The sequence below is a fragment of the Youhaiella tibetensis genome (genome assembly GCF_008000755.1).
In the GTDB taxonomy this organism is placed as follows: domain Bacteria; phylum Pseudomonadota; class Alphaproteobacteria; order Rhizobiales; family Devosiaceae; genus Paradevosia; species Paradevosia tibetensis.
In genome coordinates this window covers 4,127,406-4,153,658 of the sequence record NZ_CP041690.1, presented here as the reverse complement: position 1 = coordinate 4,153,658, position 26,253 = coordinate 4,127,406, and the positions used below count along the sequence as shown (strand labels likewise).

25 protein-coding genes are annotated in these 26,253 nt (G+C 65.6%); 17 read left to right on the top strand and 8 right to left on the bottom strand.

Annotated features, from left to right (window positions below):
- From FNA67_RS20380 to FNA67_RS20355, 6 genes are all read left to right on the top strand, one after another.
- The gene (locus FNA67_RS20380) at positions 1-2,067 is read left to right on the top strand and encodes a methyl-accepting chemotaxis protein (RefSeq protein ID WP_147657960.1); all 2,067 of its coding nucleotides are present in this window, start codon (positions 1-3) and stop codon (positions 2,065-2,067) included.
- Positions 2,068-2,188: 121 nt separating this feature from the next.
- A complete protein-coding gene (locus tag FNA67_RS20375; RefSeq protein ID WP_049706897.1) occupies positions 2,189-2,551 on the top strand; it encodes a methylglyoxal synthase in 363 nt (120 codons plus the stop codon).
- 117 nt (positions 2,552-2,668) lie between these two features.
- Positions 2,669-3,451 (top strand): ABC transporter ATP-binding protein, encoded by a 783-nt coding sequence (locus FNA67_RS20370; protein WP_049706896.1) that lies wholly within the window; start codon positions 2,669-2,671, stop codon positions 3,449-3,451.
- The gene (locus FNA67_RS20365; RefSeq protein ID WP_049706895.1) at positions 3,451-4,155 is read left to right on the top strand and encodes an ABC transporter ATP-binding protein; all 705 of its coding nucleotides are present in this window, start codon (positions 3,451-3,453) and stop codon (positions 4,153-4,155) included. The genes FNA67_RS20370 and FNA67_RS20365 overlap by 1 nt, the downstream gene beginning before the upstream one ends.
- Before the next feature lies 1 nt (position 4,156).
- Positions 4,157-5,161, top strand: a complete 1,005-nt coding sequence (locus FNA67_RS20360; protein ID WP_147657958.1) for a branched-chain amino acid ABC transporter permease — start codon at positions 4,157-4,159, stop codon at positions 5,159-5,161.
- Positions 5,158-6,483 carry a branched-chain amino acid ABC transporter permease gene (locus FNA67_RS20355; RefSeq protein ID WP_147657956.1) on the top strand — a complete coding sequence of 442 codons (1,326 nt, stop codon included), beginning with the start codon at positions 5,158-5,160 and terminating at the stop codon, positions 6,481-6,483. Before FNA67_RS20360 ends, FNA67_RS20355 begins: the two co-directional genes overlap by 4 nt.
- Positions 6,484-6,543: 60 nt before the next feature.
- Here the strand turns inward: FNA67_RS20355 and FNA67_RS20350 are convergent, their stop codons facing one another.
- Both FNA67_RS20350 and FNA67_RS20345 read right to left on the bottom strand, forming a co-directional pair.
- Positions 6,544-7,134, bottom strand: a complete 591-nt coding sequence (locus FNA67_RS20350; RefSeq protein ID WP_147657954.1) for a class I SAM-dependent DNA methyltransferase — start codon at positions 7,132-7,134, stop codon at positions 6,544-6,546.
- A 70-nt stretch (positions 7,135-7,204) separates the two neighbouring features.
- Positions 7,205-8,413: an ABC transporter substrate-binding protein gene (locus FNA67_RS20345; RefSeq protein ID WP_049706891.1), complete on the bottom strand. Its 1,209-nt coding sequence runs from the start codon at positions 8,411-8,413 to the stop codon at positions 7,205-7,207.
- Between the two features lie 241 nt (positions 8,414-8,654).
- Between FNA67_RS20345 and FNA67_RS20340 the strand changes: the two genes are divergently transcribed.
- The 4 genes from FNA67_RS20340 (at position 8,655) to pyc (ending at position 15,458) form a co-directional block, all read left to right on the top strand.
- Positions 8,655-9,686: a glycine betaine ABC transporter substrate-binding protein gene (locus FNA67_RS20340; protein ID WP_170267377.1), complete on the top strand. Its 1,032-nt coding sequence runs from the start codon at positions 8,655-8,657 to the stop codon at positions 9,684-9,686.
- A 214-nt stretch (positions 9,687-9,900) separates the two neighbouring features.
- Positions 9,901-11,433 carry a putative bifunctional diguanylate cyclase/phosphodiesterase gene (locus tag FNA67_RS20335; RefSeq protein ID WP_147657950.1) on the top strand — a complete coding sequence of 511 codons (1,533 nt, stop codon included), beginning with the start codon at positions 9,901-9,903 and terminating at the stop codon, positions 11,431-11,433.
- An 86-nt stretch (positions 11,434-11,519) separates the two neighbouring features.
- A complete protein-coding gene (locus FNA67_RS20330) occupies positions 11,520-11,942 on the top strand; it encodes a protein tyrosine phosphatase family protein (protein WP_280176974.1) in 423 nt (140 codons plus the stop codon).
- Between the two features lie 75 nt (positions 11,943-12,017).
- A complete protein-coding gene (gene pyc / locus FNA67_RS20325) occupies positions 12,018-15,458 on the top strand; it encodes a pyruvate carboxylase (protein ID WP_147657947.1) in 3,441 nt (1,146 codons plus the stop codon).
- Between the two features lie 212 nt (positions 15,459-15,670).
- Here pyc and FNA67_RS20320 read toward each other — a convergent pair whose 3' ends face one another.
- Both FNA67_RS20320 and FNA67_RS20315 read right to left on the bottom strand, forming a co-directional pair.
- Positions 15,671-16,135: an EVE domain-containing protein gene (locus FNA67_RS20320; RefSeq protein WP_147657945.1), complete on the bottom strand. Its 465-nt coding sequence runs from the start codon at positions 16,133-16,135 to the stop codon at positions 15,671-15,673.
- A gap of 61 nt (positions 16,136-16,196) precedes the next feature.
- A complete protein-coding gene (locus tag FNA67_RS20315; RefSeq protein WP_210246406.1) occupies positions 16,197-16,562 on the bottom strand; it encodes a YkvA family protein in 366 nt (121 codons plus the stop codon).
- A 69-nt stretch (positions 16,563-16,631) separates the two neighbouring features.
- Here FNA67_RS20315 and ispG point away from each other — a divergent pair, with 69 nt between their 5' ends.
- The gene (ispG, locus tag FNA67_RS20310) at positions 16,632-17,873 is read left to right on the top strand and encodes a flavodoxin-dependent (E)-4-hydroxy-3-methylbut-2-enyl-diphosphate synthase (protein ID WP_147657943.1); all 1,242 of its coding nucleotides are present in this window, start codon (positions 16,632-16,634) and stop codon (positions 17,871-17,873) included.
- 299 nt (positions 17,874-18,172) lie between these two features.
- Here the strand turns inward: ispG and FNA67_RS20305 are convergent, their stop codons facing one another.
- Genes FNA67_RS20305 through FNA67_RS20290 form a run of 4 tightly spaced genes read right to left on the bottom strand, consistent with a single transcriptional unit; the run spans position 18,173 to position 20,681 of the window.
- Complete coding sequence (locus tag FNA67_RS20305) at positions 18,173-18,655, bottom strand: YbaK/EbsC family protein (RefSeq protein WP_049706884.1); 483 nt, start codon at positions 18,653-18,655, stop codon at positions 18,173-18,175.
- Positions 18,656-18,673: 18 nt separating this feature from the next.
- Entirely contained in the window at positions 18,674-19,306 is a 633-nt protein-coding gene (locus tag FNA67_RS20300) for an MOSC domain-containing protein (RefSeq protein ID WP_147657941.1), read from the bottom strand.
- A complete protein-coding gene (locus FNA67_RS20295; protein ID WP_049706882.1) occupies positions 19,303-19,779 on the bottom strand; it encodes a GNAT family N-acetyltransferase in 477 nt (158 codons plus the stop codon). Before FNA67_RS20295 ends, FNA67_RS20300 begins: the two co-directional genes overlap by 4 nt.
- Positions 19,779-20,681 (bottom strand): polyprenyl synthetase family protein, encoded by a 903-nt coding sequence (locus tag FNA67_RS20290; RefSeq protein WP_147657939.1) that lies wholly within the window; start codon positions 20,679-20,681, stop codon positions 19,779-19,781. The genes FNA67_RS20295 and FNA67_RS20290 overlap by 1 nt, the downstream gene beginning before the upstream one ends.
- 87 nt (positions 20,682-20,768) lie before the next feature.
- Between FNA67_RS20290 and FNA67_RS20285 the strand changes: the two genes are divergently transcribed.
- From FNA67_RS20285 to FNA67_RS20260, 6 genes are all read left to right on the top strand, one after another.
- Positions 20,769-21,500, top strand: coding sequence for a biosynthetic peptidoglycan transglycosylase (locus tag FNA67_RS20285; protein WP_147657937.1), 732 nt, complete (start codon positions 20,769-20,771; stop codon positions 21,498-21,500).
- A 142-nt stretch (positions 21,501-21,642) separates the two neighbouring features.
- Positions 21,643-21,822, top strand: a complete 180-nt coding sequence (rpmF, locus tag FNA67_RS20280; RefSeq protein WP_049706881.1) for a 50S ribosomal protein L32 — start codon at positions 21,643-21,645, stop codon at positions 21,820-21,822.
- Between the two features lie 89 nt (positions 21,823-21,911).
- Complete coding sequence (fumC, locus tag FNA67_RS20275; RefSeq protein WP_147657935.1) at positions 21,912-23,318, top strand: class II fumarate hydratase; 1,407 nt, start codon at positions 21,912-21,914, stop codon at positions 23,316-23,318.
- Positions 23,319-23,542: 224 nt separating this feature from the next.
- Positions 23,543-24,202 carry a cell division ATP-binding protein FtsE gene (gene ftsE, locus FNA67_RS20270; protein WP_049706879.1) on the top strand — a complete coding sequence of 220 codons (660 nt, stop codon included), beginning with the start codon at positions 23,543-23,545 and terminating at the stop codon, positions 24,200-24,202.
- The gene (locus tag FNA67_RS20265; protein ID WP_244616409.1) at positions 24,195-25,193 is read left to right on the top strand and encodes a cell division protein FtsX; all 999 of its coding nucleotides are present in this window, start codon (positions 24,195-24,197) and stop codon (positions 25,191-25,193) included. Before ftsE ends, FNA67_RS20265 begins: the two co-directional genes overlap by 8 nt.
- Before the next feature lie 157 nt (positions 25,194-25,350).
- The gene (locus FNA67_RS20260; protein ID WP_147657933.1) at positions 25,351-26,160 is read left to right on the top strand and encodes a lysophospholipid acyltransferase family protein; all 810 of its coding nucleotides are present in this window, start codon (positions 25,351-25,353) and stop codon (positions 26,158-26,160) included.
- Positions 26,161-26,253: the final 93 nt, after the last annotated feature.

The following is a 26,253-nucleotide window of genomic DNA, read 5'->3' as shown; positions in this document are numbered from 1 at the left end:
GTGACAGAATTGTTCAAACTCAAGATTTCAACGCGCATCTACCTGCTGGTGGCGCTGTTCCTGGTGGCCCTGGCGGTGTCGATGACCCTGGCCATCAGCTCGATCACGTCCACGCGTACCGAGCTGCGCTCGGACGAACTCGGCTCGATCGTCGATACGGCCACCCATATCGCCCAGGCCGCCTATGACCGCGTCCAGGCCGGCCAGATCGATGAAGAGACCGCCAAGGCCCAGGTCATGCAGACCCTGGGCGACATGCGCTATCGCGGCAACGAATACCTGTTCATCAACGACATGAACGGCTTCATGGTCATGCATCCGATCAAGCCGGAAATGGTCGGGATGGACCAGATGACCATGGAGGATGCGAGCGGCAAGCGCTTCGTGGCCGAGATGGTCGAGGTCGCCAAGACCAAGGGCTCGGGGCTGGTCAGCTATATGTGGACCAAGCCGGGCTCGGACGTCGAAGTGCCGAAATTCTCCTATGTCGCCGGCTTCAAGCCCTGGGGCTGGGTCATCGGCACCGGCATCTATGTCGATGATCTCAATGCCGAAAACGCCGGGACGCTGGTGCAGCAGCTCATCATCGGCGGCGTGATCCTGGTCATCATGGTGGCGGTCGCCTATGTGATCGCGCGCACCATCACCCGGCCGATTTCGCGGCTCACCGAGACCATGGATTCGATCGCGGCCGGCGACTTCGCCACCAAGGTCGAGGGCGCCACGCGCTCCGACGAGATCGGGGCCATGGCCCGCGCCGTGGAAGTCTTCCGCGAGAACGGCCTCAAGGTCAACGAGATGACGGAGGCCGAGGCGGCCCGCATCGTTTCGGATCAGCGCGCCCGCACGCAGATGATGTCCGAGTTGCAGACCGCGTTCGGCAACGTGGTGGATGCCGCCGTGGCTGGCGACTTCTCCAAGCGCGTCGAGGTCGAGTTCCCCGATGCCGAGCTCAACCAGCTCGCTTCCTCGGTCAACAACCTGGTCGAAACCGTCGATGGCGGTCTCTCCGAGACGTCTCGCGTGCTCGCTTCCCTGGCCAAGGCCGACCTCACCGAAAAGGTCACCGGTTCCTATTCGGGCGCCTTCGGCCAGCTCAAGGACGACACCAACGCCGTGGCCGACAAGCTGGCGGAAATCGTCGGGCAGTTGCGCCAGACGTCGCGGGCCTTGAAGACCGCCACCGGCGAGATCCTCTCGGGCGCCAACGACCTCTCCGAACGCACCACCAAGCAGGCCGCGACCATTGAAGAGACGTCGGCGGCCATGGAACAGCTGGCTTCCACCGTGCTTCAGAACGCCGAGCGCGCCAAGGAAGCCTCGGTCGTGGCCGGTACGGTGACTCGGACCGCCGAAGAAGGTGGTCAGGTCATGGGTCAGGCCAACGATGCCATGGGCCGTATCGAGACCTCCTCGTCCAAGATCTCCAACATCATCGGCATGATCGATGACATCGCCTTCCAGACCAATCTGCTTGCCTTGAACGCCTCTGTGGAAGCGGCGCGTGCCGGTGAAGCCGGCAAGGGCTTCGCGGTCGTCGCTGTCGAAGTGCGTCGTCTCGCCCAGTCCGCCGCCGAAGCCTCGTCCGAGGTCAAGGTGCTGATCGAGCAGAGTGCCGGCGAGGTCAAGGCGGGCTCCAAGCTCGTTGCCGATGCCGCCTCCAAGCTCGAGACCATGCTGGCTTCGGCCCGTTCCTCGAACGAGTTGATGGACGGCATCGCCCGCGAAAGCCGCGAGCAGGCCTCGGCCATCGAAGAGGTCAATGTCGCCGTCCGCCAGATGGACGAGATGACCCAGCACAACGCGGCGCTGGTCGAAGAAACCAATGCCGCCATCGAGCAGACCGAAGCGCAGGCTTCCGAGCTCGACCGGATCGTCGACATCTTCACGCTCGATGACGCCCGGCGCGAACTGGCTGCCCCCAAGGCAGCCGCCAAGGCCGCTTCCAAGCTCGCAGCCGCTCCGGCCTCCGGCATCAAGGGGCTCCAGCAGCGCGTGGCCACGGCCGCCAAGGCCTACCTGAGCCATGGCAATGCCGCGGTCAGCGCCGACTGGGACGAGTTCTAAGCCGCTTATCGAGGGCGCAGGAGTTTCCTGCGCCCTTTTCGATACCGCCATGCTCCCGGCGGCGAGCCATTGCGCTCAAAGCCTGAGGCGTGGTCAAAAGGGCCAGCCAAGGAGGGTTTGCATGGCACGTATCGGGCTGGTCGCGCATGACGACAAGAAGGATGAGCTGGTCGCCTGGGTGCTCGCCAATCGCGAAACGCTTGCCGCCCACGAATTGTGGGGCACCGGAACCACCGGCGGCCGCGTCATCGAAGGCACCGGGCTTTCGGTGACCTGCCTCAAGAGCGGACCGCTGGGCGGGGACGCACAACTGGGCGCCATGATCGCCGAGGGGCGCCTGGACGTGCTGATCTTCTTCCAGGATCCGCTGACCGCGCTGCCGCACGATGTCGACGTCAAGGCGCTCAATCGCCTGGCGACACTCTATGATACTTTGTTCGCCATCAATCGGGCCACCGCCGACGCAGTCCTGGCCGCGCTCTGACGGTTAACGCCGCCTTATCCGGGCATTGACCGGGGCCAGCGCATGTGAGCAGATGCCACAAAACAACCCGGAACCAATGCCGGGAAAGAACATGGTCAGGAAACCAGGACGGGGTGAGTGTCCTTCGACGCAGTCATTGACGTTAAAGACGTCACAAAGAGCTTTGGCGGCCTGACGGCCGTCAACAAGTGTTCGCTTCGGGTCGAGCGCGGGTCGATCACTGGATTGATCGGACCCAACGGCGCCGGAAAATCTACGCTTTTCAACATGGTGGCCGGCAATATCGTGCCCGATAGCGGCTCGATCTATTTCGATGGCGAAGACGTGACGGGCGTGCCGCCCTACAAGCTCTTCGCCAGGGGCCTGTTGCGCACCTTCCAGATCGCGCACGAATTCTCCCATATGACGGCGCTCGAGAACCTCATGGTGGTGCCCGGCGACCAGCCGGGCGAGCGCCTCGCCAATATCTGGTTCCGCCCCGATTTCGTGCGCAAGGCTGAGCATCACGTGCGCCAGAAGGCCCTCGACGTCATCGATTTCCTCAAGCTCGGGCACGTCAAGAACGAGCTGGCGGGGAACCTGTCGGGCGGCCAGAAGAAGCTCCTCGAGCTCGGCCGCACCATGATGGTGGACGCCAAGGTGGTGCTGCTCGACGAAGTGGCGGCGGGCGTCAACCGCACGCTGCTCCAGGACCTTGCCGCCAATATCGAGCGCATGAACGAGGAACTGGGCTACACCTTCTTCGTGATCGAGCACGACATGGACCTGATCGGGCGCCTGTGCGACCCGGTGATCGTCATGGCGCAGGGCGAGGTCATCGCTCAGGGTCCGATGGAAGAGATCCGCGCCAATCCGGAAATCATCGAAGCCTATTTCGGCTCCCCGGTGGAGGCAGCCTGATGGCATTGATAGAGCTGAAGAGCCTCGTGGGAGGATATGGCGGCGCGCCTATTCTCAACGGGGTCAACATCGCCATCGAGCAATCCGATATCGGCGTGATCGTGGGGCCCAACGGGGCCGGCAAGTCCACCACCCTCAAGGCCATTTTCGGTCTGTTGCGGGTGACATCGGGCGCGGTGGTGTTCGATGGGGAAGACATCACCAATGCCCAGCCGGACCGGCTGGTGCCGCGCGGGCTTTCCTTCGTGCCGCAGGAAAAGAACGTCTTCACCTCCATGAGCGTCGAAGAGAATCTCGAGATGGGCGCCTTCACGCGGCCGGACGATTTCTCCGATACACTCAAATGGGTCTATGAGATGTTCCCGCCGCTCCTCGAAAAGCGCCACCAGAAGGCCGGCGAGCTCTCGGGCGGGCAGCGCCAGATGGTGGCCATGGGCCGGGCGCTGATGAGCAAGCCGCGCCTGCTCATGCTGGACGAACCTTCGGCGGGGCTCTCGCCGCGCTACGTCATCGAAATCTTCGACCAGATCGTCAAGGTCAACAAATCGGGCGTGGGCATTCTCATGGTCGAGCAGAACGCTCGCCAGGCCCTGGCCTTCGCTTCAAAAGGCTTCGTGCTGGCAGGCGGGCAGAACCGCTTCACCGGCACGGGTGCGGATCTGATCGCCGACCCCGAAGTCGCCAAGAGCTTCCTGGGGGGCTGAGTTGGACGAGTTTATTTTCCTGATCAATCGCGTCCTGATCTCGGGCACCGTGCTCGGGTCGATCTACGCTTTGGGCGCCATCGGCGTCACCCTCATCTTCGGCATCCTGCGCTTCGCCCATTTCGCCCATGGCGACATGATGACGATGGGCGCCTTCATCACCTTCGTGCTGGCCACCCTGTTTTCGATGATGGGCATCGTCACGCCCATCCCCACCGCGATCCTCGTGATGCCGCTGGCCATGGTCGCCACCGCGCTCATCGCGCTCGGGATCGACAAGGGCTTTTACGCGCCGCTGCGCCGGCAGGGCGTCAAGCCGGTGACGCTGCTGGTCGCCTCGATCGGGGTGACGCTGATGATCCAGGGGCTCATCCGCCTGCTGTTCGGCGCCGGCACCCGCACGCTCTATGGCGACGGACCCAAGGTCATCTTCCGCATCGATACCGCCTGGATGGGCGGGACGCGCCCCATCACCATCACCGAGCCGCAGGCGATCATGATCGTGCTCACGGTGCTGCTGGTGCTGGCGCTGCATTTCTTCCTCACCCGCTCGCGGCTGGGCAAGGCCATGCGCGCCATGGCCGACAATGCCGACCTGGCGCAGATCTCGGGCATCAACACGGCGGTGGTGGTGCGCATCACCTGGCTCATCGCCGGTGCCCTGGCTTGCGTTGCCGGCACCATGCTGGCGCTCGACGTGGCGCTGATGCCGGACCTGGCGTTCAACATCGTGCTGCCCATCTTCGCGGCGGCGATCGTGGGCGGGCTGGGGCAGGTCTACGGCGCCATCGCCGGCGGCTTCCTCATCGCCTTCGCCGAAACCATGTCGGTCTTCAACTGGGCCACCATCCTGCGCCCGTTCAAGGACATGATCCCGAGCTGGATCACCATTCCGGACAACCTGGCGCTGGTGCCGACCGAGTATAAGCTCACCGTCGCCTTCGTGATCCTGGTCATCACCCTGCTCGTGCGGCCCACGGGAATCTTCAAGGGAGCCTCGACATGAGCGCGGCGTCCGAAAGCCGCTGGCTGGACCTGGACAATCCGGTCAAGCGCGGCGTCATCCTGTTCGTGGGCATCTTCGTGCTGGTGCTCGCCGTGGGGTTCGTGCAGGGCGGAGCCAATGCCGGCCTGCTGCTGTCCCAGGCGCTCGCCTATGCGCTCATCGCGCTCGGGCTCAACATCCAGTGGGGCTATGGCGGGCTTTTCAACTTCGCCATCATGGGCCTGATGATGGTGGGCGGCACCGCCGTGATGCTGGTCTCGGTGCCGGTCAACGAGACGTTCTGGACCGGGGACGGGCCGATGCTGCTCGGCCGGGCGTTCCTTGCCTTCCTCGTCGGGGTGGCGCTGGTCATGGCGGCCCGGCAGGTCAACCGCATCGGCATCCGCGGCGGCTGGCGCACCGCGGTCATCGTGCTCGCCTGGTTCATCGGCTACGTCATCTATCGCAGCCAGATCGACCCGGCCGCCGCCTATATCGAGGCCAATGCCGGGTTTGTGGGCGGGCTGGGGCTCAACCCCATTCTCGGCTGGGCGCTGGGCGGGGTGGTGGCGGCTGTCATCGCCTATATCATCGGGCGCATCTGCCTGGGCCTGCGCACCGATTACCTGGCCATCGCCACCATCGGGATTTCCGAAATCCTGCGCGCCCTGGTCAAGAACATGGATTGGCTCACGCGCGGCACCCAGACCGTTTCGCCCATTCCCTGGCCGGTGCCGCTGCCGCAGGACTACCAGGCCAATGGCGTCTCGATCACCGATTCCTTCATTTACGCCCGCTTCGGCTTCTTCGCCCTGCTGGTGGTGATCTTCGCGGTCATCTTCTACCTGGTGCAGCGCGCCTATGGCGGGCCCTGGGGCCGCATGATGCGCGCCATCCGCGACAACTACGTCGCCGCCGGTTCGATGGGCAAGAACGTCACCGGGCGCCAGCTCGAGCTCTTCGTGCTCGGCTCGGTGCTGATCGGCATGGGCGGGGCGATCCTGGTCACCTTCAACCAGATCTTCGATCCTTCCAGCTACCAGCCGATCAACCACACCTTCGTGGTCTGGGTCATGGTTATCGTGGGCGGGGCCGGCAACAACTGGGGCGCGCTGCTGGGCGCGCTGCTCATCTATATCGTGTGGATCATCTCAGATCCCCTGGCCCAGGTGATCTTCGTGAACCTTTCGAACTGGTCCCAGTCCATGGGCTGGGGGGCCATTCCCGAGATCGATTCCCGGGCGCTCCAGATGCGCGTCTTCATCCTGGGCGTCATCATCACCATTGCCCTGCGCTATGCGCCCAAGGGCCTGCTGCCCGAGGTCATGCGCCGCGAAAAATAGGCGCGGCGATCCCGGCAGGACAATCGGGCACCCTCTCCAGCGATGGAGGGGGTGTTTTCGTCAGCGCCGGCGCGCGGTGACCCAGAGCCAGTCGGTGGCCTTGCCGTCATAGCCCGAACCCAGTTCCTGGCTGATCTCGAGGTTTTCCCAATCCGCCGCGTCCTCGAAATGGCGCAGCAGCGTCGGGCCGTCGAAATAATTGTAGTAGCGCCCGAAGCCGTCCCGGCCCTCGGCCTGGCCGCCCTTGAAGCTGGCGACGAACGTCGCGCCCGGCCGCATGGCCCGGTGCACCAGCGTCAGGATGCCGGTCAGGGTCCGGCGCGGCGCGTGGAGGAGGGAGGCCGCCGCCCAGATCCCGTCATAGGCGTCGACCTCGTCCAGTTCGTCGAACCGCATGACCCGCACCGGACGTCCCAGCAGCTTTTCGGCTTCCCGGGCCAGTTCCGCCGAACCGTCGGTGGGGGTTACCTCCAGGCCCGCATCGAGCATGGCCCTGGCATCCTGGCCGCCGCCGGTCCCGAGTTCGAGCACCCTGGCGCCGGGCGGCAGCGCCGCGAGGAAGGCGCCCAGGCGCTTGGCGGGCCGGCGGCCGCGGCCGGCATAGGCCCGGGCGTTTTCGGCATAGAACTTGAGCGTTTCGTCGTCCTGCATCGGTCCTCCCGGCAATGAAAAGGCCCGGGATCGCTCCCGGGCCTCAAACAAGCGCGGAACGAGATCCAGCTTACTGGATCTGGCCCTTGTTGACGATCTTGCCGCCTTCGATGACGAAGTAGTCGATGCCGCCGGCGACGTCGCCGTTCTCATCGAACTCGATCGGGCCCGAGGCGCCTTCGTAGTTGATGTCGGTGCCGGCCTTGATCAGGTCGACGGCCTTCTGCCATTCGCCCGGATGGATGACTTCGCCCGGAGAGTTGGCGACCTCGCGCAGGGCCTTGGAGACGCCTTCGCGGTCGGCCGAGCCGTTCTTCTCGATGGCCAGGGCGAGAAGGAAGGCGGCGTCGTAGGACTGCGGACCATAGGTGGTGTCGGGCACCAGGCCGGCATCGGTGGCGAGCTTGGCATAGATGTCATAGGCCTCGCCCGAGGCGGCCGAGGACTGGGTGAGGATCATGCCTTCGAGGGAAGCCGCGTCGCGCGAAGCGAGCAGGGCATCGCCGGCCATGCCGTCGCCGCCCACGAACTTGGTGAACGAGCCCGCTTCGATGGCCTGGTTGAGGATGGCGCCGCCGCCGGCATTCTCGTAGCCGTAGATGACCAGCGTCTGGACGCCGGTGGCTTCGATCTGGCCGATTTCCGGACGGTAGTCGGCCTTGCCGTCTTCATGGGCAACGCTCGCGGTCACCTTGCCGCCACCATCGGTGAAGGTCTTGGTGAACTGGTCGGCCAGGCCCTTGCCGTAGTCGTTGTTCACATAAGTGACGCCGACTTCCTTGATGCCCTGGCTGAGCAGGAGCGTGGCGGCCTTCGAACCCTGGAAGGCGTCCGAGATGGCGGTACGGAAGACCAGGTCGTTGTCCTTGAGCGTGGTCAGGGTCGGCGCGGTGGCCGACGGGGAGATCATCACCACGTTGCCGGGAATGGCGGCGGTGTTGGCCGCTGCGATGGTGGCGCCGGTGCAGTAGGCGCCGAAGATCGCCGTCACCTTCTCGGAGTTGACCAGGCGGTCGGCGGCCGGGCCGGCGGTGTCGGCCGAGCAGGCGCCGTCGGCGGTGACCGAGACGAGCTTGGAGCCGCCCAGGATGCCGCCCTGCGCGTTGACTTCGTCGACGGCCAGGTTACCGGCCGAAACCATGCCACCGGCGAAGCCGGCGATCGGGCCGGTCACGTCGGCCAGGAAACCCATCTTGACGTCATCGGCGAGAGCCGGCGCTGCTGCGGCCAGCACAGAGGCTGCCACGGCCAGGCCAAGCGTTTTCTTGAAATTGTTCATTATTGTCCCTCTGTTGCGCACCGTGCCGCCCCAGCGCTCTTTACGAGCGTCTTCGGGCTCCCAAAGCACGGCACAAAAACTGGGGGCGCCACTTTTCTCGCCCCGCTGCGCGTGACTGTGGCATATTTCCAAGGCAAGTGTCACCGGGATTTCAGCGGTTTGGCGGGTGCCGGCGCTTTGTTGCTTAATGACGCGGCATTTGCCAAGTTCGCCCCTCACCGGCCGGTTCTGGGAGCCCGATTTGACCCGCCTTCTGCTTTGCGCCGTCACCTTGCTGCTGCTGGCCCTGCCGGGGGCGACGCGCGCCCAGGATTCGTTCACTTCGCTCGATACCAATACCGGGGAAGTCACCCCCGGCATCGCCCAGCCGCCCTGCGGCACGAAGCCGGTGGCGATCGCGCGCATGCAATGGCCCTCGGCGGCGATCCTGGCCGAAATCCATGCCCGCATCCTCAAGGCCCAGTACGATTGCGACGTCAAGCTGGTGCCCGGGGACCTGGCCGCCACCGCCGCCTCGATGGGCTCGACCCAGCAGCCGGCCATCGCGCCGGAAATGTGGGTGCTGCGCATCTCGGAAACCTGGAATGCCGGGGTCAAGGCGCAGAAGCTGCGCCAGGCGGCGCCGACCTATGACGCGGGGCTCTTCGAGGGCTGGTTCATCCCCGATTATGTCGCGGCCGCCAATCCGCAGGTCACCTCGGCGGCGAGCCTTAAGGAGAACGCCCAGATCTTCTCCCATAACGGAGCGCGGCCCCGCTTCATTTCCTGCCCGCCGGACTGGGCCTGCTCGATCATCAACCGCAATATGCTCAAGGCCAATGGCCTCGATGGGCTTTTCGACATCGTCGAGCCGGGCAACCGCTTCGAGATGGATACGCTGATCGCCCAGGCGGTTTCGAGCAAGGAGCCGGTGGTCTTCTACTACTGGCAGCCCAATGCGGTCCTGAGCCAGTTTTCCTTCAAGCCGCTGGACATGGGACCCTATGATCGGGACGCCTTCGCCTGCCTCGCCCGGCGGGTGTGCGACGATCCCAAGCCGACCGCCTATGCCCCCGATTCGGTGGTGATCGCGGCAGCCGAGTGGGTGTTCACCGATACGCCCGTCATCGCCTCCTACCTGCAGCGCGCCACGCTCCCCATCGGGGAGATGAACGCCATGCTGGCCGCGCTCTCCGAGCCCGGCGCCACCGAGGCCGATATCGCCGCCCGTTTCGTGGCCGAAAAGGGCGATATCTGGCATGCCTGGATGGGGACGGGGCCCGCCGGCGAGTAACCCTGGGTTAACGCTGCCGCCATCCGGGCCCGGAGCGTCATGCTGCTGTCATGTGCATGCGCTCTTGTCTGCCGCATTTGTGCTGAAAATATCAATAATTACAACGATATGAATGGCACGCGCCGCGGCCTGCTTCACGCAGGATTAAGCTTTGCGTGTCGATAGTCGGACCGGGTCAGAAGACCTCGGGATTTTGAGCCGGGAGTGCTTGGGGATGGATAAGTTCGAACGGCGAGCGGGGGCCTCGGCGCTGATCGACCGCCATACCCGCTGGGCGGCTTTCGCCATCGGCGCCATCCCGGTGCCCTTCGCGCTCATCGTGGCGGCGCTGCTGCTCACCTCCGACCGGCAACTGATCCATGCGGTGCTGCTGGGCGGGGCGACCTTGGCCATGGCGGGCATATTCGGGCTGCTCATCGCCTCGCTCCTGTCGCTGCGCCGCAACCTTTACGCCTTTGCCGCCGATCGCATCGCGGCGGCCGACCGGGCGCGCTATGACAGCCTCACCGGGGCCCTGTCGCGCTCGGCCTTCCTCGGCGAGCTCAAGGCGCGCGTCACCGGCCAGGCGTCCCGGCCGGTGGCGTATCTGCAGATCGACATGGATCACCTCAAGACCCTCAATGACGGGGACGGGCATGCAGCGGGCGACGCGGCGCTCAAGCATTTGGTCACGGCCATTTCGGCCGTGGCGCCTACGGCGCTGATCGGCCGGCTGGGCGGGGACGAATTCGGCATCCTGCTCGAAGGCTGCGGGTCCAAGAAGGCGGCGACGGCCATCGGCCACCAGTTGTTGACGGCGCTGAGCGCCCCCACCAGCATTTCGGGCCGGCAGGTGCGACTGAGCGCGACCCTGGGCATCTCGCTCTCGCCCGAGGACAGCGGCTTTCCGGACGAGCTGATCTCGCTGGCGGACCTCGCCCTCTACGAGGGCAAGCGCACCGGGCGCAACCGTGTCATCGCCTTCGATCCGGAAATGCTCACCGACGTGCGCCACAAGCGCCTCATCGAGCGCGAGCTGCGCGCCGCCATTATCCTTGACGAACTCGACCTCCACTACCAGCCGGTGTTTGCCGCGGACGGCGCGCTCTCGGGCCATGAGGCGCTGGTCCGCTGGCAGCACAAGGTGCGCGGCACCGTGCCGCCCTCCGAGTTCATCCATATCGCCGAGGAGAGCGATCTGATCAGCCGGCTGGGCGAGTGGGTGCTGCGCCGGGCATGCCTGGACATCGATGCCCTCAAGGCGCCGCGGCTTTCGATCAACGTCTCTGCCGCCCAGCTCCGGCGCGGGGATTTCGCCGATCGTTTCGCCGCCATCGTGGCGGAGACGGGCGTGGACGCGCAGCGGCTGACCGTGGAAATCACCGAGACGGTGCCGCTCAAGGCGGGTGGCGTCGAGGAGCGCAACCTTTCCGCCCTGCGGACGCTCGGGGTGCGGGTGGCGATCGACGATTTCGGGGCCGGCCATGCCAGCCTCGAATACCTGAAGAAGTTTTCGTTCGACGTTCTCAAGATCGACCGGTCCTATGTCGCCAACCTTGCCGAGAGCCCGGTGGACAACGTGCTGATCGCCGCCATCTGCGAGATCGGGCGGGTTTCGGGCATCGAAATCGTGGCCGAGGGCGTCGAGACGGGCGAGCAGCTCGACCTGCTCAAGGCCGCCGGCTGCACGCATTTCCAGGGCTATCTGCTCGGGCGCCCGACGCCCCTGGCGCGCAAAAGCGTTCCAAGCCAGGTTCGTGCGGCGTAACATCTTGCTCCTTGGTCGCAGTTGCTTCTGCATCCGCCCCGTGGATATAAAGGTCGCCGGGAAAAGCGTCGGCAGCGCGATAGGGAGTGTCTTTCTTGGAATTGAAGCGGATCAACGATCGTATAACCGTGTCCGGGCAGATCCATCCCGAGGACGTCTCCGCACTCAAAGCCGCCGGCTTCACCACCGTCATCAACAATCGCCCCGATGGCGAATCGCCCGATCAGCCGGCGAGCGCCGAGATAGAAGCTGCCGCCAAGGCCGCCGGGCTCGACTATGTCGCCATTCCGCTTGGCCGGGATGGGGTCACCGCCGAAATGGTCGAAAAGACCCGCGCCGCGCTTGAGGGGAGCGATGGCCCGGTCTTTGCCTTCTGCCGTTCGGGTACCCGGTCCACCACGCTCTGGGCCTTGAGCCAGGCGGGCGAGATGGACGGAGCCGAGATCATCTCGCAAGCAGCGGGAGCCGGCTACGACATGAGCCACCTGGCGGCTCATCTCTCCAAATAATAAGGCGTTCAAAGCGCCATCCCGACGGGCTCGCGAAAGCGGGCCCTTTACCTCTCCAAGCTCGGGTTTAAATCGATGCCGATCAAGAAAATACTTGTCGCGAACCGTTCTGAGATCGCGATCCGCGTGTTCCGCGCCGCCAACGAACTCGATATCAAGACGGTCGCCGTCTATGCCGAGGAAGACAAGCTCGCGCTCCACCGCTTCAAGGCGGACGAGGCCTATCTCATCGGCAAGGGCAAGGGCCCGGTCGAGGCGTATCTGCAGATCGACGAGTATATCCGCATCGCGCGCATTTCAGGCGCCGACGCCATCCACCCCGGCTATGGCCTTCTCTCCGAGAGCCCCGAATTCGCCGATGCGTGCGAAGACGCCGGCATCATCTTCATCGGCCCGCGCGCCCAGACCATGCGCGACCTCGGCAACAAGGTCGCCGCCCGCAACATGGCCATCGCCTCGGGCGTGCCGGTGGTGCCGGCCACCGATGCGCTGCCGGACGATCTCGATGAAGTGGCCCGCATGGCCGGCGAGATCGGCTACCCGCTCATGCTCAAGGCGAGCTGGGGCGGCGGCGGGCGCGGCATGCGCCGCATCATGAACGAGAAGGACCTCCGCCACGAAGTGTCTGAGGGCAAGCGCGAGGCCAAGGCCGCGTTCGGCAAGGACGAGATGTATCTCGAAAAGCTGATCGAGCGCGCCCGGCACGTCGAGGTGCAGCTGGTCGGGGACGATCACGGTAACCTCGTCCACCTGTTCGAGCGCGATTGCTCGGTGCAGCGCCGCAACCAGAAGGTGGTCGAGCGCGCCCCCGCGCCCTACCTCTCCCAGAAGGTGCGCGACGACCTCACCGCCGCCGCGCTGCGCCTGGGCAATGCCGCCAATTATCGCGGCGCCGGCACCGTCGAATTCCTCATGGATGCCGATACCGACAAGTTCTACTTCATCGAGGTGAACCCGCGCATCCAGGTCGAGCACACGGTCACCGAAGTCGTCACCGGCATCGATATCGTCAAGGCGCAGATCAAGCTGCTTGAGGGCGCCGTCATCGGCACGCCCGAATCGGGCGTCCCGCTCCAGCAGGACATCAGCCTCAACGGCCACGCCATCCAGTGCCGCATCACCACCGAAGACCCGGAAGAGAACTTCATCCCGGACTACGGCCGCATCACCGCCTATCGCGAGGCGACCGGTTTCGGCGTGCGCCTCGACGGCGGCACCGCCTATGCCGGGGCGGTCATCACCCGGTTCTACGATCCGCTGCTCGAAAAGGTCACCTGCTGGGCGCCTTCGCCCGAAGAGGCGATCGCGCGCATGCATCGCGCCCTGCGCGAATTCCGTATTCGCGGCGTCCAGACGAACCTGGCGTTCCTCGAAAACATCATCACGCACCCGGACTTCGTCAACAACCACTACACCACGCGCTTCATCGACACGACGCCTGAGCTTTTCGACATCAAGCGCCGCCAGGACCGCGCCACCAAGCTCCTGACCTACATCGCCGACGTCACCGTCAACGGGCACCCGGAAGTGCGCGACCGCCCGCGCCCGCCCGCCGATGCCTTAAAGCCCGTCGTGCCCGAGTTCGAGCCGCTCACCATCGTCGATGGCAGCCGCCAGGTGCTCGATCGCCAGGGCGCCAAGGGGCTGGCGGAATGGATGAAGGCGCAGAGCCGCGTGCTCTTTACCGACACCACCATGCGCGATGCGCACCAGTCGCTGCTCGCCACGCGCATGCGCTCGTTCGACATCACGCGCATCGCCCAGGCCTATAGCCGGGGCCTGCCGAACCTGTTCAGCCTCGAATGCTGGGGCGGGGCGACGTTCGACGTCTCCATGCGCTTCCTCAACGAGGATCCGTGGGAGCGCCTGGCCAAGGTGCGCGAGGGCGCGCCGAACATCCTCACGCAGATGCTGCTGCGCGGCTCCAATGGCGTGGGCTACACCAACTACCCCGATAACGTCGTCAAGTTCTTCGTGCGCGAAGCGGCGGCCGGCGGGGTCGATATCTTCCGCATCTTCGATTGCCTCAACTGGGTCGAGAACATGCGCGTCTCGATCGACGCGGTCATCGAATCGGGCAAGGTCGCCGAAGGCGCCATCTGCTACACGGGCGACCTCCTCGATCCTGACCGCTCCAAGTACGATCTGAAGTACTATGTGGCGCTCGCCAAGGAGCTCGAGGCCGCCGGCGCCCATGTGCTCGGCCTCAAGGACATGGCGGGGCTTCTCAAGCCCGCCGCGGCCAGGGCGCTCATTGCCACCCTCAAGCAGGAAATCGGCCTGCCCATCCACTTCCATACCCATGATACCTCGGGCGCCTCGGCGGCCACGATCATGGCGGCGGTGGACGCAGGGGTCGATGCGGTGGATGCGGCCATGGACGCGCTTTCGGGCACCACCAGCCAGCCGACCTTCGGTTCGCTCGTCGCCGCCCTCGAAGGAGGGCCGCGCGATCCCGAACTCGATCCGCGCGCCATCCGCCAGCTTTCCTTCTACTGGGAAGGCGTGCGCACCCAGTACCGGGCCTTCGAGAGCGACCTGCGCTCGGGCGCTTCGGAAGTCTACCTGCATGAAATGCCGGGCGGCCAGTTCACCAACCTCAAGGAACAGGCGCGCTCGCTGGGCCTCGAAAGCCGCTGGCACGAGGTCGCCCAGACCTATGCCGACGTCAACCAGATGTTCGGCGATATCGTCAAGGTCACCCCGTCCTCCAAGGTCGTGGGCGACATGGCGCTGGCCATGGTGTCCTCGGGCCTGACGCGCGCGGACGTGGAAGATCCCAATCGCGACGTCGCCTTCCCCGATTCGGTGGTGGGCTTCTTTGCCGGCGATCTCGGCCAGCCCCCGGGCGGCTTCCCGTCGGCGCTCCAGAAGAAGGTGCTCAAGGGCCGCACGCCCATGACCGAGCGCCCCGGCTCCTATCTCAAGGATGTCGACCTCGAGGCCGAGCGCAAGAAGGCCGAAGAGGCCACCGGCAACAAGATCGACGACAAGCGCCTGGCTTCGTACCTGATGTATCCGAAGGTCTATTCGGATTTCGTCAAGACGCAGGACAAGTATGGCCCCACCGAAGTGCTGCCGACCCCGGTCTACTTCTATGGCCTCGAGGATGGTGAAGAACTCTTCATCGATCTCGAAAAGGGCAAGACGCTGGTGCTGCAATATCTCGGCCGTGCCGAGACCAACGACAAGGGCATGGTCCGCGTCTTCTTCGACCTCAACGGGCAGCCGCGCACCATCACGGTGCCCGATCGCCTCAAGGCCGGCGAGATCGTCGCGCGTCCCAAGGCGGCGCTGGGCGACGCCAAGCAGATCGGCGCGCCGATGCCGGGCGTCATCTCGACCCTCGCCGTCAAGGCCGGCCAGCCGGTCGTCGCAGGCGACGTGCTGCTCTCGATCGAAGCGATGAAGATGGAAACCGCCATCCACGCCGAAACCGATGGCGTGGTGGCCGAGGTCCTGGTCAAGCCCGGCGACCAGATCGACGCCAAGGACCTCCTGGTCCGGTTCGAATAGGAACGAAAAGGGGCGCTACGGCGCCCCTGCTTTTGGGACGCTCTCCACATCCCGCTTCAAGCAGGTGAGCTCGATCGCGCCAGCAGGTCTCCTCCCCCTTGTGGGGAGGGAACAAGGGCGAGGGAGAAGCGCGCTTGGAGCCTAGGGCTGACCCCACCCCGCACTTCTCCCGGATATCTCCACCCCAGTGGCGCGATGCACTAGGCCCCGGATCACGTCGGCGGAAGTGCGGTGGGTGGAGCTCGATCCGCAGAAATATCTGCGACCTCCACTCCCATCGCCGCCGCGATCAACCCGAAATCATGCGCGCTGATCTCGAACAGCCCGAACCGCATCTGGTAGCCCCAGTTCGTCCGCCCACGCGTGAATTCCAGCTCCTGCAAGAGCGGCGCGATCGGCGCCTCGCGCGCGTCGAAATAGTCGACATCGCGCCGGTAGGCCGTCCAGCTTCCCATCTCGCCGGGATAGATCTCGCCCGGTTTCACCAGCCCGATGGTGGTGAACGCCTGCAGCCGGTCCTTGCCGCCCAGCGTCACCGTCGGGGAATAGTAGACCACCCCGTCGCCCGGGCTGATGCGCCGGAGCGGGGCGGCTTTGCCATGGTTGACCTGCATGAAGCCGGCCTTGCCCTTGCGGGCATGGTCGGCAGACGCGACGGCGATCCAGTATTTCGGCATTTTCGGGGGCTCTCCTGATGCCTCAGGCTTACCAGCCCCCGCTGTCAGAAACCGGCAGTGGCTAGCGGCGGCGCGCCGGAACCGTCACCGGCACCTTCTTGGCCGTCACTTCGAGCGGCAGCAGGCTGACGATGAAGCTCACCGCCAGCGGCACCAGCACCAGGTCGTCCATCCAGCCGGCGAAGGGAATGAAATCGGGGATGAGATCGAACGGGCTCACCAGATAGAAGACCACGAAGAGCATGGCGGCCTTGAGCGGGAACGGCGTCGCCGGGTGGAAGAAGGCACGGAACAGCGTCCCCACCTCCTTGCGGAAGAGGAACAGACGACCGGCGGCGAACTGCCCGAAGGCGGCGAGGGGAGAGAACTTGCTCATGGCTTGATAGATGGTGCCTGGCGCGCCGCGATCAAGGCGCGGCAGGACCATCACACAAACGTAACATTGCGCGCTTACCGGCAAAGGCTTATTTCCTCTCCTCGTTACAAGGAGTGATCCATGGCAGGCGCGGCTTCCCGCAGGCATTCGGTTGGGGTCAATGTCGGCGGCGTGATGGTGGGTGGCGACAACCCCATCGTCGTTCAATCGATGACCAATACCGATACCGCCGATATCGAGGCGACCACCCGCCAGGTGGCCCAGCTCTGGCGCGCGGGCTCGGAAATCGTGCGCATTACCGTCGATCGCGACGAATCCGCTGCCGCCGTGCCCCATATCCGCGACCGCCTGCTCGCCCGCGGCATCACCGTGCCGCTGGTCGGCGACTTCCACTATATCGGCCACAAGCTGCTCACCGACCATCCGGCCTGCGCCGAGGCCCTGGCGAAATACCGCATCAATCCGGGCAATGTCGGCTTCAAGGCCAAGCGCGACACGCAGTTCTCGACCCTGATCGAGCTCGCCCTCAAATACGACAAGCCGGTCCGTATCGGGGTCAACTGGGGCTCGCTCGACGAGGAACTTCTCACTCGCCTCATGGACGAAAACGCCAATGCCGCCGAGCCGGTCTCGGCCGCGGCCGTCCAGCGCGAAGCCATCATCCAGTCGGCCCTGCTTTCGGCGGGGCGCGCCGAGGAGATCGGTCTCGGCCGCGACAAGATCATCCTCTCGACCAAGGTTTCCGACGTCCAGAGCCTCATCGCCGTCTACCAGGACCTCGCCGCCCGCTGCGACTACGCGCTCCATCTCGGCCTCACCGAAGCCGGCATGGGCTCGAAGGGCATCGTCGCCTCCTCGGCGGCGCTCGGCATTCTCCTGCAGCAGGGGATCGGCGACACCATCCGCATTTCCCTCACGCCCGAGCCGGGCGGCGACCGCACCCAGGAAGTGCGCGTCGCCCAGGAATTGCTGCAGACCATGGGGTTCCGCCAGTTCCTGCCCGTCGTCGCCGCGTGCCCCGGCTGCGGGCGCACGACGTCGACGACCTTCCAGACGCTGGCCAAGGAAATCCAGGACCACCTCACCACGTCCATGCCGGACTGGAAAGAAAAGTATCCGGGCGTCGAAACCCTATCGGTCGCCGTCATGGGCTGCATCGTCAACGGCCCGGGCGAAAGCAAGCACGCCAATATCGGCATCTCGCTCCCCGGCACCGGCGAAACCCCCGCCGCCCCGGTCTTCATCGACGGCGAAAAGGTCGCGACCCTGCGCGGGGCCGACGTCGCCGACCAGTTCAAGGTGATGGTGGCCGACTATATCGAGAAGAAGTTCGGCAACGGGGCAAAGGAAGCCGCCGAGTAAGCGCAAGAGCCCGCCCCATCGTCTCCCTCCCCCCTGTGGGGAGGGAACAAGGGTGGGGGTCGGCGTCGAACGCTGAGTAGCGGCTCACCCCCACCCTCAATCCCTCCCCACAAGGGGAAGGGAAGCCGGTTTCTGAAAGCGCCGGATGCGTCTGCGGCACCCCTCACCCGGCCTGCGGCCGACCTCTCCCCGAGGGGGCGAGGTGGGGATTGTGCCGGTGGCGAGTTACTGCTGCCAATATTCTGCACGCGCAACAACGTCCCCTCGCCCCGTCGGGGAGAGGGACAGGGTGAGGGGTCTTACTGCGCCGCCTCAGCCGTCGGCACCTGGCACGCACTCACCCACTTGCCGCCCACCAGCTCCGCCAGCCGCTCCAGCGGCAACCGCACCGAGGCATGGGTCGAACCGCCCGCCGGGATCACCTCGTCATAGATTTTGAGCGATTCATCGAGATAGATCGTCATCGGCCCCGGCAGTCCGAAGGGGCAGACGCCACCGACCTTGTGGCTGGTCAGTTCCTCGACTTCCTCGGCGCCCAGCATGCGCGGGCGCCCGCCGAATGCCGCCTTGGCCCTGGCGTTGTCGAGCCGCGCATCGCCCCGCGTCACCAGCAGAAAGACCTCGCCATTGACGCGGATGCACAGGGTCTTGGCGATCTGGCCGGGCTCGACCCCATGCACCTGGGCGGCGAGGTCCACGGTGGCGGTGGAATTGTCGGTGACGAGGACCGTCAGATCGGGAGCGCGGGCGGCGAGGTCGGCCTTTACGGATTCAAGACTCATCGAAAAACTGCTCTTTGGTCAGAAAAGGGTGGCAAGACGCGCCTCGAAGTCCTCGCGCATCTTGTAGTGAACCGGCGCCCGCAGTGCCCTCTCGAGCGTGTCGCGGGCAATCTCGCGCTGACCCTCGAGCGCCAGCAATTCGCCGATGGTGACCTGCTCGCCCGCAAACGGCTCGTAGCCCACGTCCATGCCGGCTTCGACCGCGCCGGGCGCGATCACCCGGCAATAGGCGCCCGGGCGTCCGGCGCGGTAAAAGGTCTTGAGCCATTTGGGGTCGCCCATGCGCGCGGCGAAGACCGAGCAGGGCGTACGGTGGCAGGTGACTTCGAGCACGACCGGGCCGATGGCGAAGCGGTCTCCCACCGAGACGGTCCGTCCGTCAATGCCCGAGATGACCAGGTTCTCCCCGAACGTGCCCGGTGCGAAGGCGCTGCCCATCTGGGCGTCCCACCAGTCGTAGTCGGCCTGGAAATAGACATAGACGGCCTGATCCACCCCGCCATGGTGCTTGCGGTCGAGCACGGCGTCGCCCTCGAGCCCGAGCGGGTCGATGGCCACCGGGCCCGCCTGCGGGCGCTTGTAGATGCCGGTGAGGGCGGATTTGGCGGGAATGGGCTCGGGCTTGCCGATATTGACGGCGATGAGCTTCATCGGGCCGGCTCCTCGAGGCGGAATTGCATGATCGCGTGCGGTTCCTCGCCGATGAGGACGGTTTCGAGCGTCTGCCAGTTGCGCTTGCGGTAGTAGTCGGGCGCGGCGGTATAGAGGTAGGTGGCGTCGTAGCCGAAATAGGCGGCCCGGTCGAGCGCGGCGGCCATGAGCGCCTCGCCCACGCCCTGGCCGCGGAACTCGGGCAGCACGTAGAGCCCGGCCAGCCAGGGGCGCAGGTGGCGATGGGTCTGGAGGTCGCGGTCGGTGAGAAAGACGCTGCCCGCCGGCACGTCGTCGACCAGGGCGACGAGCGCGGCCTGCCGGCCTTCGGGTGCGTTGAGGCTCTCGATGGCGGCTATTCCGCCTTCGGGCGTATAGCCCATGGCCTCGCCCCACTGGGCATGCCACCAGCGCGCCACGGCGCGCGTCCAGTCGGGACGGTCCGCCATCGAATGGATGGAGACCGCCGCCATCAGTGGGCCCGCGCCGCGAAATAGCGTGCCGTTTCGCGCAGGCCGTCGGCCTGGGGGCCGAAGCCGGCAAGGGCGGCGATCGCTTCGGTTACGGTCTCACCCAGGTGACGGGTGGCGGCATCGACGCCGATCCGGCTCACCAGCGTCTGCTTGCCGGCGGCGGCGTCCTTGCCGGTGGCCTTGCCCATGGCTTCAGTGCTGGCGGTGACGTCGAGAATGTCGTCGGCGAGCTGGAAGGCGCGGCCTGCCGCTTCGCCATAGGCGGTGAGGGCGGCGAGCGCCTTCTCGTCGGCGCCGCCCAGGATCGCGCCCATGCGCACCGAGGCGCGGATCAGCGCGCCGGTCTTCATGGCCTGCATCAGGGCGATCTCGCCCTCCGAAAAGCCCTGGCTTTCCCCTTCGATGTCGCGCATCTGCCCTCCGGCCATGCCGCCCGCGCCCGATCCGGCGGCGAGTTCGGCCACCAGCCTAACACGCACGACGGCGTCGGGGTGACACTTCTCCTCGGCCAGCAGCGCAAAGGCATGGGTGAGCAGGCTGTCGCCCGCCAGGATCGCCGTGGCCTCGTCGAACGCCTTGTGGACGGTCGGCTGGCCGCGCCGCAGGTCGTCATCGTCCATGGCGGGCAGGTCGTCGTGGATGAGCGAATAGCAATGGACGAGTTCGACCGCGAGCGCCGCCTGGAGGCTGGCGGCGCCATCCATGCCGAAGACCGCCGCGGCCTGGCGCACGAGCAGCGGGCGCAGGCGCTTGCCGCCGTTGAGCGAGCCGTGGCGCATGGCCGCCACCAGCCGGTCGGGGGGCGTGCCGGGCCCGCCCAGGCGCGCCGCGGCCAGATAGGCATCGAGCTCTTCCTCGATTGCCTTGGCAATGCCGGAAAGCTGGGTTTGGAAGTCGGTCATGTTGTGGTCGCAGGCCGTTCGCGTTATCCGGGGCAAGGTTTGGACCGCCCGGACGGTCCTGTCCAGTGCGGACGCGAAGGGTTAGGCATGGAAGAAACCGCCGAGGTTCCGGCTGGTCCCGAAGAACCGGCGCGTCCCAGACGCCGCTGGCGCCGCGTCGTGCTCTGGGTGCTGGGCCTGGTGATCGCGCTGCCGGTGCTGGTGCCGCTGGTCATGGTGCCGGTCTATGGCGTGGTCGATCCGATGTCGCTGCCCATGATCCGGCGCTACTTCACCGGCCACCCGGTCGACCGCATCTGGATGCCGATCGATGCCATCTCGCTCCCCGCCAAGGCTTCGGTGATGATGAGCGAGGACGGCCAGTTCTGCCGCCACTGGGGGATCGACGTGGGGGCGCTGCGTGACGAATTCCGCATCTGGCGGGAAGGGGGCGAGCCGCGCGGGGCCTCCACCATCACCATGCAGGTGGCGCGCAATCTCTTCCTCTGGAACAACCGCTCGTTCATTCGCAAGGGGCTCGAAATTCCCCTGGCGCTCTATATCGACCTGGTGCTGCCCAAGAAGCGCATCATGGAGATCTACCTCAACATAGCCCAGTGGGGGCCGGTGGGCGAGTTCGGCATCGAGGCCGGAACGCAGCGGGCGCTCGGCAAGAGCGCGGCGGACCTGGATTGGCACGAGGCCTCGCTGATGGCAGTGGCGCTGCCCAATCCGCGCCTGCGCAAGCCGGGCAGTCCCTCCGCGCAACTGCTCAAGGTCGCCCAGGTGGTCGAGAGCCGCGCACGCCTGGCGGGCAGCCGCACAGACTGCCTCAAATAGCCGCTTTGCGGGGGCTTTTTGGGTCTAGCCAAGGGCACAAAGAGTCTATATAGAACCGGCCAATCCAATACAGGACCAGCCTGTTGCGCCCCCGGGCGGCAGTCCGGCCGGGTCCTTTTCAATTTCTGGTGGAGTAACGACCATGGCAGTGCCAAAACGCAAGACCTCGCCGATGAAGCGTGGCTTCCGCCGCTCGGCCGACGGCCTGTCCGCAACGGCTTATGTCGAGGACAAGGATTCCGGCGAGCTGCGCCGTCCGCATCACGTCGACCTCAAGACCGGCATGTATCGCGGCCGGCAGATCCTTGAGGCCAAGAAGTAAGCTCCTTGCGCAAGCGGGACTGAATCTTTTTGTAACGGCCAGTCCCACCAGGGGCTGGCCGTTTCGTTTTTCGCTGGGGAGCAATCAACATGACGACGCGCGTAGAAAGCGATTCCATGGGCACGATCAACGTGCCGAACGACAAGTATTACGGCGCCCAGACCGCCCGGAGCCTCGCCAATTTCGACATTGGCGGGGAGAAGATGCCCAAGGAGATCATCCACGCCTTCGGTATCCTCAAGAAGGCGGCGGCGCTCGCCAACCACAAGCTCGGGCTCCTTGACGAAACCACGCGCGACCTCATCGTCGCCGCCGCCGACGAGGTGATCGGGGGCAAGCTCGCCGACCATTTCCCGCTCGTCGTCTGGCAGACCGGCTCGGGCACCCAGTCCAACATGAACGTCAACGAGGTGATCTCCAACCGCGCCATTGAGATGGCCGGTGGCGTGATGGGCTCCAAGAAGCCCGTCCACCCCAATGACCACGTCAATATGAGCCAGTCCTCCAACGACACCTATCCCACCGCCATGCACATCGCGGCGGTCGAGGCGATCGAGGGATACCTCATCCATCGCGTCGAAAAGCTGCGGAACACGCTCCACGAGAAGAGCGAAGAGTTCATGGGCATCGTCAAGATCGGCCGCACGCACCTGCAGGATGCGACGCCCCTGACGCTCGGCCAGGAAATGAGCGGCTGGGTGGCCCAGATCGACTATGCGCTGGCCGCCATAAAGGCGACGCTCCCCCAGCTCAAGGAACTGGCTTTGGGCGGCACCGCCGTCGGCACGGGCCTTAACGCCCACCCGGATTACGCCGTCACCGTCGCCAAAGAGATCGCCACCCTGACCGGGCGCGATTTCGTCACCGGGCCCAACAAATACGCCATCATGGCCGGCCACGACGCCTTTGTCGGCGCTTCGGGGGCCTTGAAGCAACTGGCCGTCGCCTTCATGAAGGTCGCCAACGACGTGCGCTGGCTGGCCTCCGGCCCGCGCTCGGGCCTGGGCGAGCTCACCATTCCCGAGAACGAACCCGGCTCCTCGATCATGCCCGGCAAGGTCAACCCGACCCAGTCCGAAGCCATGACCATGGTGGCTGTCCACGTCATGGGCAATGACGCCGCCATCGGCATTGCGGCCAGCCAGGGCAATTTCGAGCTCAACGTCTTCAAGCCCGTCATCGCCTACAACTTCCTGCAGTCCGTGCGCCTGCTCGCCGACGCCGCCGTGTCCTTCAACGACAATTGTGCCATCGGCATCGAGCCCGACCGCAAGCGCATCAACGAACACCTCAACAATTCGCTGATGCTGGTGACCGCGCTCAACCGCAAGATCGGCTACGACAACGCCGCCAAGATCGCCAAGAACGCCCACAAGAAGGGGTCCACCCTCAAGGAATCGGCGATCGAGCTCGGCCTGCTGACGGCGGAAGAGTTCGATGCGGAAGTGAAGCCCGAGAACATGGTCGGGCCGCTCAAGGTCAAGAAGGGGGATTAATCCCCCTTCGTCCCCCGGCCGCAGAGCCGGGGCCGTTTGGGTGGGGAACGCAGCGGTTCCACACCAGCTCCCCCGGATCGAGCCTCATCGCCTTCTCCCCGTCGGGGAGAAGGTGCCCGAAGGGCGGATGAGGGGGCCGAACCCCCCGATCCACCCCATATCCGCCGCATCTCCCGCGCTTTTGCTCTATGATGCCGCTAAGCGCTGATTCGGAGAGTTGCGCATTGATCGAATTTAACGATGTGGGACTGCGCTACGGGCAGGGGCCGGAGGTCCTGAAGGACCTCAACTTCAAGGTCGAGCCGGGTACGTTCCACTTCCTCACCGGACCGTCCGGTTCCGGCAAGACATCCCTCCTGCGCCTGCTGCTGCTGTCGCTAAAGCCCTCGCGCGGGCGCATCACCATGTTCGGGCAGGACGTCACCAAGCTCGACCAGGATCGCCTGCTGCAGATGCGCCGCCATATCGGCATCGTCTTCCAGGAATTCCGCCTGCTCGATCACCTCACCACCTATGAGAACGTGGCCCTGCCGCTGCGCGTGCTCGGCCAGCCGGAGAGCGACTACCGCGAGAACGTGGAAGAGCTGCTGCGCTGGGTGGGGCTGGGCGAGCGCATGAGCGCCCATCCGCCCCTGCTTTCGGGCGGCGAGAAGCAGCGCGCCGCCATCGCGCGCGCCGTCATCGCCCGTCCCGAACTGCTCCTGGCGGACGAGCCGACCGGCAATGTCGATCCCGAGCTTTCGGAGCGCCTGGTGCACCTCTTCGCCGAGCTCAACCGCTCGGGCACCACCATAATCCTGGCCACCCACGAATTGCCGCTGCTCGACAAGTTCGGCTATCCGCGCATGGTGCTGCGTGACGGTGGGGTCAATATCCATGGCTAAGGCCGTCAAGTCCGCTCCCGCGTCGAGGAAGTCGCCGGTCAAGCGCGTGCCGCCAAAGCCCAAGGCGCAGCCGGCCATCGTGCGCGCCCTCGGGCGCGGCCGTCCCACCTCGATCGTGCCGGAAGGCTCGGTCGCCGGGCGCACGCTGCTGCTGCTCATCGCCATCATGACGTTCCTCTCGGCGGTGACGCTGGGCGGGGTGGTGCTGGTGCAGAAATCGGCCATCGGCTGGTCAGCGGAAGTCGGCCGCGAAGTCACCATCCAGATTCGCCCGGTCGAGGGCGAGGTGATGGAATCGAACCTGCGCACCGCCGTGGCCCTGGCCGAAGCCACCCCCGGCGTCGCCAGCGCCCGCGCGCTGACCGAAGCGGAAAACCTCAAGCTTCTTGAGCCCTGGCTGGGCGCCGGGCTCGATCTGTCGGCCATCGAAGTGCCGCGGCTCGTCGTCGTCGAGCTCTCCGATCCCGAAGATGCCGATATCGCCAAGCTCACCGAGGACCTCAAGGCGGTAAAGGGCGCGAGCCTTGATACCCATGCCGCCTGGCGCCAGCAGCTCAACACCATGGCCGGCACGATCGTGGTCTCGGGGCTCCTGGTGCTGATGCTGATCGTGGTGGCGACCGTGCTCGCCATCATCTTCGCCACGCGCGGCACCATGGCTTCCAACCGCGAGATCGTGGACGTGCTGCATTTCATCGGCGCCTCGAACGCCTTCATTGCCGGGGAGTTCCAGGGGCGGTTCCTCTCGATCGGCCTGCGTGGCGGGGTGATCGGAGGGGTGGCGGCCATCGTCTTCTTCTTCCTCGTCGCCATGGCCGTGGGCAACGTGGCGCCTGACGTCGCCGGCACCCAGATCGGCTATTTCTTTGGCACCTTCGCCCTGGGCATCGACGGCATCATCGGCATCGCCGCCGTGGTCCCGGTCATCGCCGCCCTCACTGCCATCACCTCGCGCATGACCGTGCGCCGCTTCCTGACCGAGATTTCGTAAGGGCCCCTCCCACGATCCTTCCCAAGCCTTTGGGGCATATCGGGCAAGCAGGTCTCCCTCCCCCTGGTGGGGAGGGAACAAGGGTGGGGGGAGGCTCCATCCCTCGCCAAAGCCCCAAACACCCCTTACAAGACAGCTCCGGTATCGGGAGGCTCGCTTGTTCATCCAGTCCCTGCGTTCGGCGCTTTTCTACCTGCTGTTTCTCGGCCAGACCGTGATCCTGGCGATCGTGGTGGGCACCATCGCCATCATCGCGCGCCGCCGGGTCGAGCTCAACTGGCGCATCGGCCAGTATTGGGGGGAATCCAACAAGGCCCTGCTGCGCTGGATCGTCGGTATCCGCACCGAGGTCGCCGGCAGCGAGAACATTCCGCCGGGCGGCTGCATCCTTGCGGCCAAGCACCAGAGCGACTGGGATATCTTCGCCATCCTGCCCTATACGGTCCGCCCCGCCTTCATCGCCAAGAAGGAGCTGATGAACATTCCGTTCTTCGGCTGGGCCGCCGCCTCGCTCGACACCATCACCATCGATCGCTCGCGCGGCGGGCAGGCCATCCCGGCCATGATGGAGGATGCGCGCGGCGCGATCGCCCGCGGCTGCCGCATCGTCATCTTCCCCGAAGGCACGCGGCGCGCCCCCCTGGCCGAGCCCGACTACAAGTGGGGCCTGGCCCGCATGTATGTGGAACTGGGCGTGCCCGTGGTGCCGGTGGCGCTCAATTCCGGCCTCTTCTGGGGACGCAATTCGCTGATCCTGTGGCCGGGCACGGCCCGCGCCGAGTTCCTGCCGGCGATCGAGCCCGGCCTTACGCTCGAGCAATTTCAGAGCCAACTCGTCCAAACCATTGAAACCAATTCGGACCGGCTTGCGTTGGATGCAGTAGACAAGGGCCTCAGCCGCCCCGTCACCCCGCAATTGCGGGAACGGATCGAGGCGGCGAGGGTCCGGACCGGGCGTCAGGCCTGATACTAGATATTGACAGCAAATTGACTCAGGACCATACCTGTAGTCACATTCGCGTCGGGCCTTGACACAAACGTTCGGTTTGTTCTATTTTTG

What these genes read in the sequence shown, in the direction of transcription:
- FNA67_RS20375 (WP_049706897.1), top strand. Translation starts at nt 2,189, where the DNA reads ATGGCACGTATCGGGCTGGTCGCGCATGACGACAAGAAGGATGAGCTG.
- FNA67_RS20365 (WP_049706895.1), top strand. Translation starts at nt 3,451, where the DNA reads ATGGCATTGATAGAGCTGAAGAGCCTCGTGGGAGGATATGGCGGCGCG.
- FNA67_RS20355 (WP_147657956.1), top strand. Translation starts at nt 5,158, where the DNA reads ATGAGCGCGGCGTCCGAAAGCCGCTGGCTGGACCTGGACAATCCGGTC.
- FNA67_RS20350 (WP_147657954.1), bottom strand. Translation starts at nt 7,134, where the DNA reads ATGCAGGACGACGAAACGCTCAAGTTCTATGCCGAAAACGCCCGGGCC.
- FNA67_RS20345 (WP_049706891.1), bottom strand. Translation starts at nt 8,413, where the DNA reads ATGAACAATTTCAAGAAAACGCTTGGCCTGGCCGTGGCAGCCTCTGTG.
- FNA67_RS20335 (WP_147657950.1), top strand. Translation starts at nt 9,901, where the DNA reads ATGGATAAGTTCGAACGGCGAGCGGGGGCCTCGGCGCTGATCGACCGC.
- pyc (WP_147657947.1), top strand. Translation starts at nt 12,018, where the DNA reads ATGCCGATCAAGAAAATACTTGTCGCGAACCGTTCTGAGATCGCGATC.
- FNA67_RS20320 (WP_147657945.1), bottom strand. Translation starts at nt 16,135, where the DNA reads ATGCCGAAATACTGGATCGCCGTCGCGTCTGCCGACCATGCCCGCAAG.
- FNA67_RS20315 (WP_210246406.1), bottom strand. Translation starts at nt 16,562, where the DNA reads ATGGTCCTGCCGCGCCTTGATCGCGGCGCGCCAGGCACCATCTATCAA.
- ispG (WP_147657943.1), top strand. Translation starts at nt 16,632, where the DNA reads ATGGCAGGCGCGGCTTCCCGCAGGCATTCGGTTGGGGTCAATGTCGGC.
- FNA67_RS20305 (WP_049706884.1), bottom strand. Translation starts at nt 18,655, where the DNA reads ATGAGTCTTGAATCCGTAAAGGCCGACCTCGCCGCCCGCGCTCCCGAT.
- FNA67_RS20300 (WP_147657941.1), bottom strand. Translation starts at nt 19,306, where the DNA reads ATGAAGCTCATCGCCGTCAATATCGGCAAGCCCGAGCCCATTCCCGCC.
- FNA67_RS20295 (WP_049706882.1), bottom strand. Translation starts at nt 19,779, where the DNA reads ATGGCGGCGGTCTCCATCCATTCGATGGCGGACCGTCCCGACTGGACG.
- FNA67_RS20290 (WP_147657939.1), bottom strand. Translation starts at nt 20,681, where the DNA reads ATGACCGACTTCCAAACCCAGCTTTCCGGCATTGCCAAGGCAATCGAG.
- FNA67_RS20285 (WP_147657937.1), top strand. Translation starts at nt 20,769, where the DNA reads ATGGAAGAAACCGCCGAGGTTCCGGCTGGTCCCGAAGAACCGGCGCGT.
- rpmF (WP_049706881.1), top strand. Translation starts at nt 21,643, where the DNA reads ATGGCAGTGCCAAAACGCAAGACCTCGCCGATGAAGCGTGGCTTCCGC.
- fumC (WP_147657935.1), top strand. Translation starts at nt 21,912, where the DNA reads ATGACGACGCGCGTAGAAAGCGATTCCATGGGCACGATCAACGTGCCG.
- FNA67_RS20265 (WP_244616409.1), top strand. Translation starts at nt 24,195, where the DNA reads ATGGCTAAGGCCGTCAAGTCCGCTCCCGCGTCGAGGAAGTCGCCGGTC.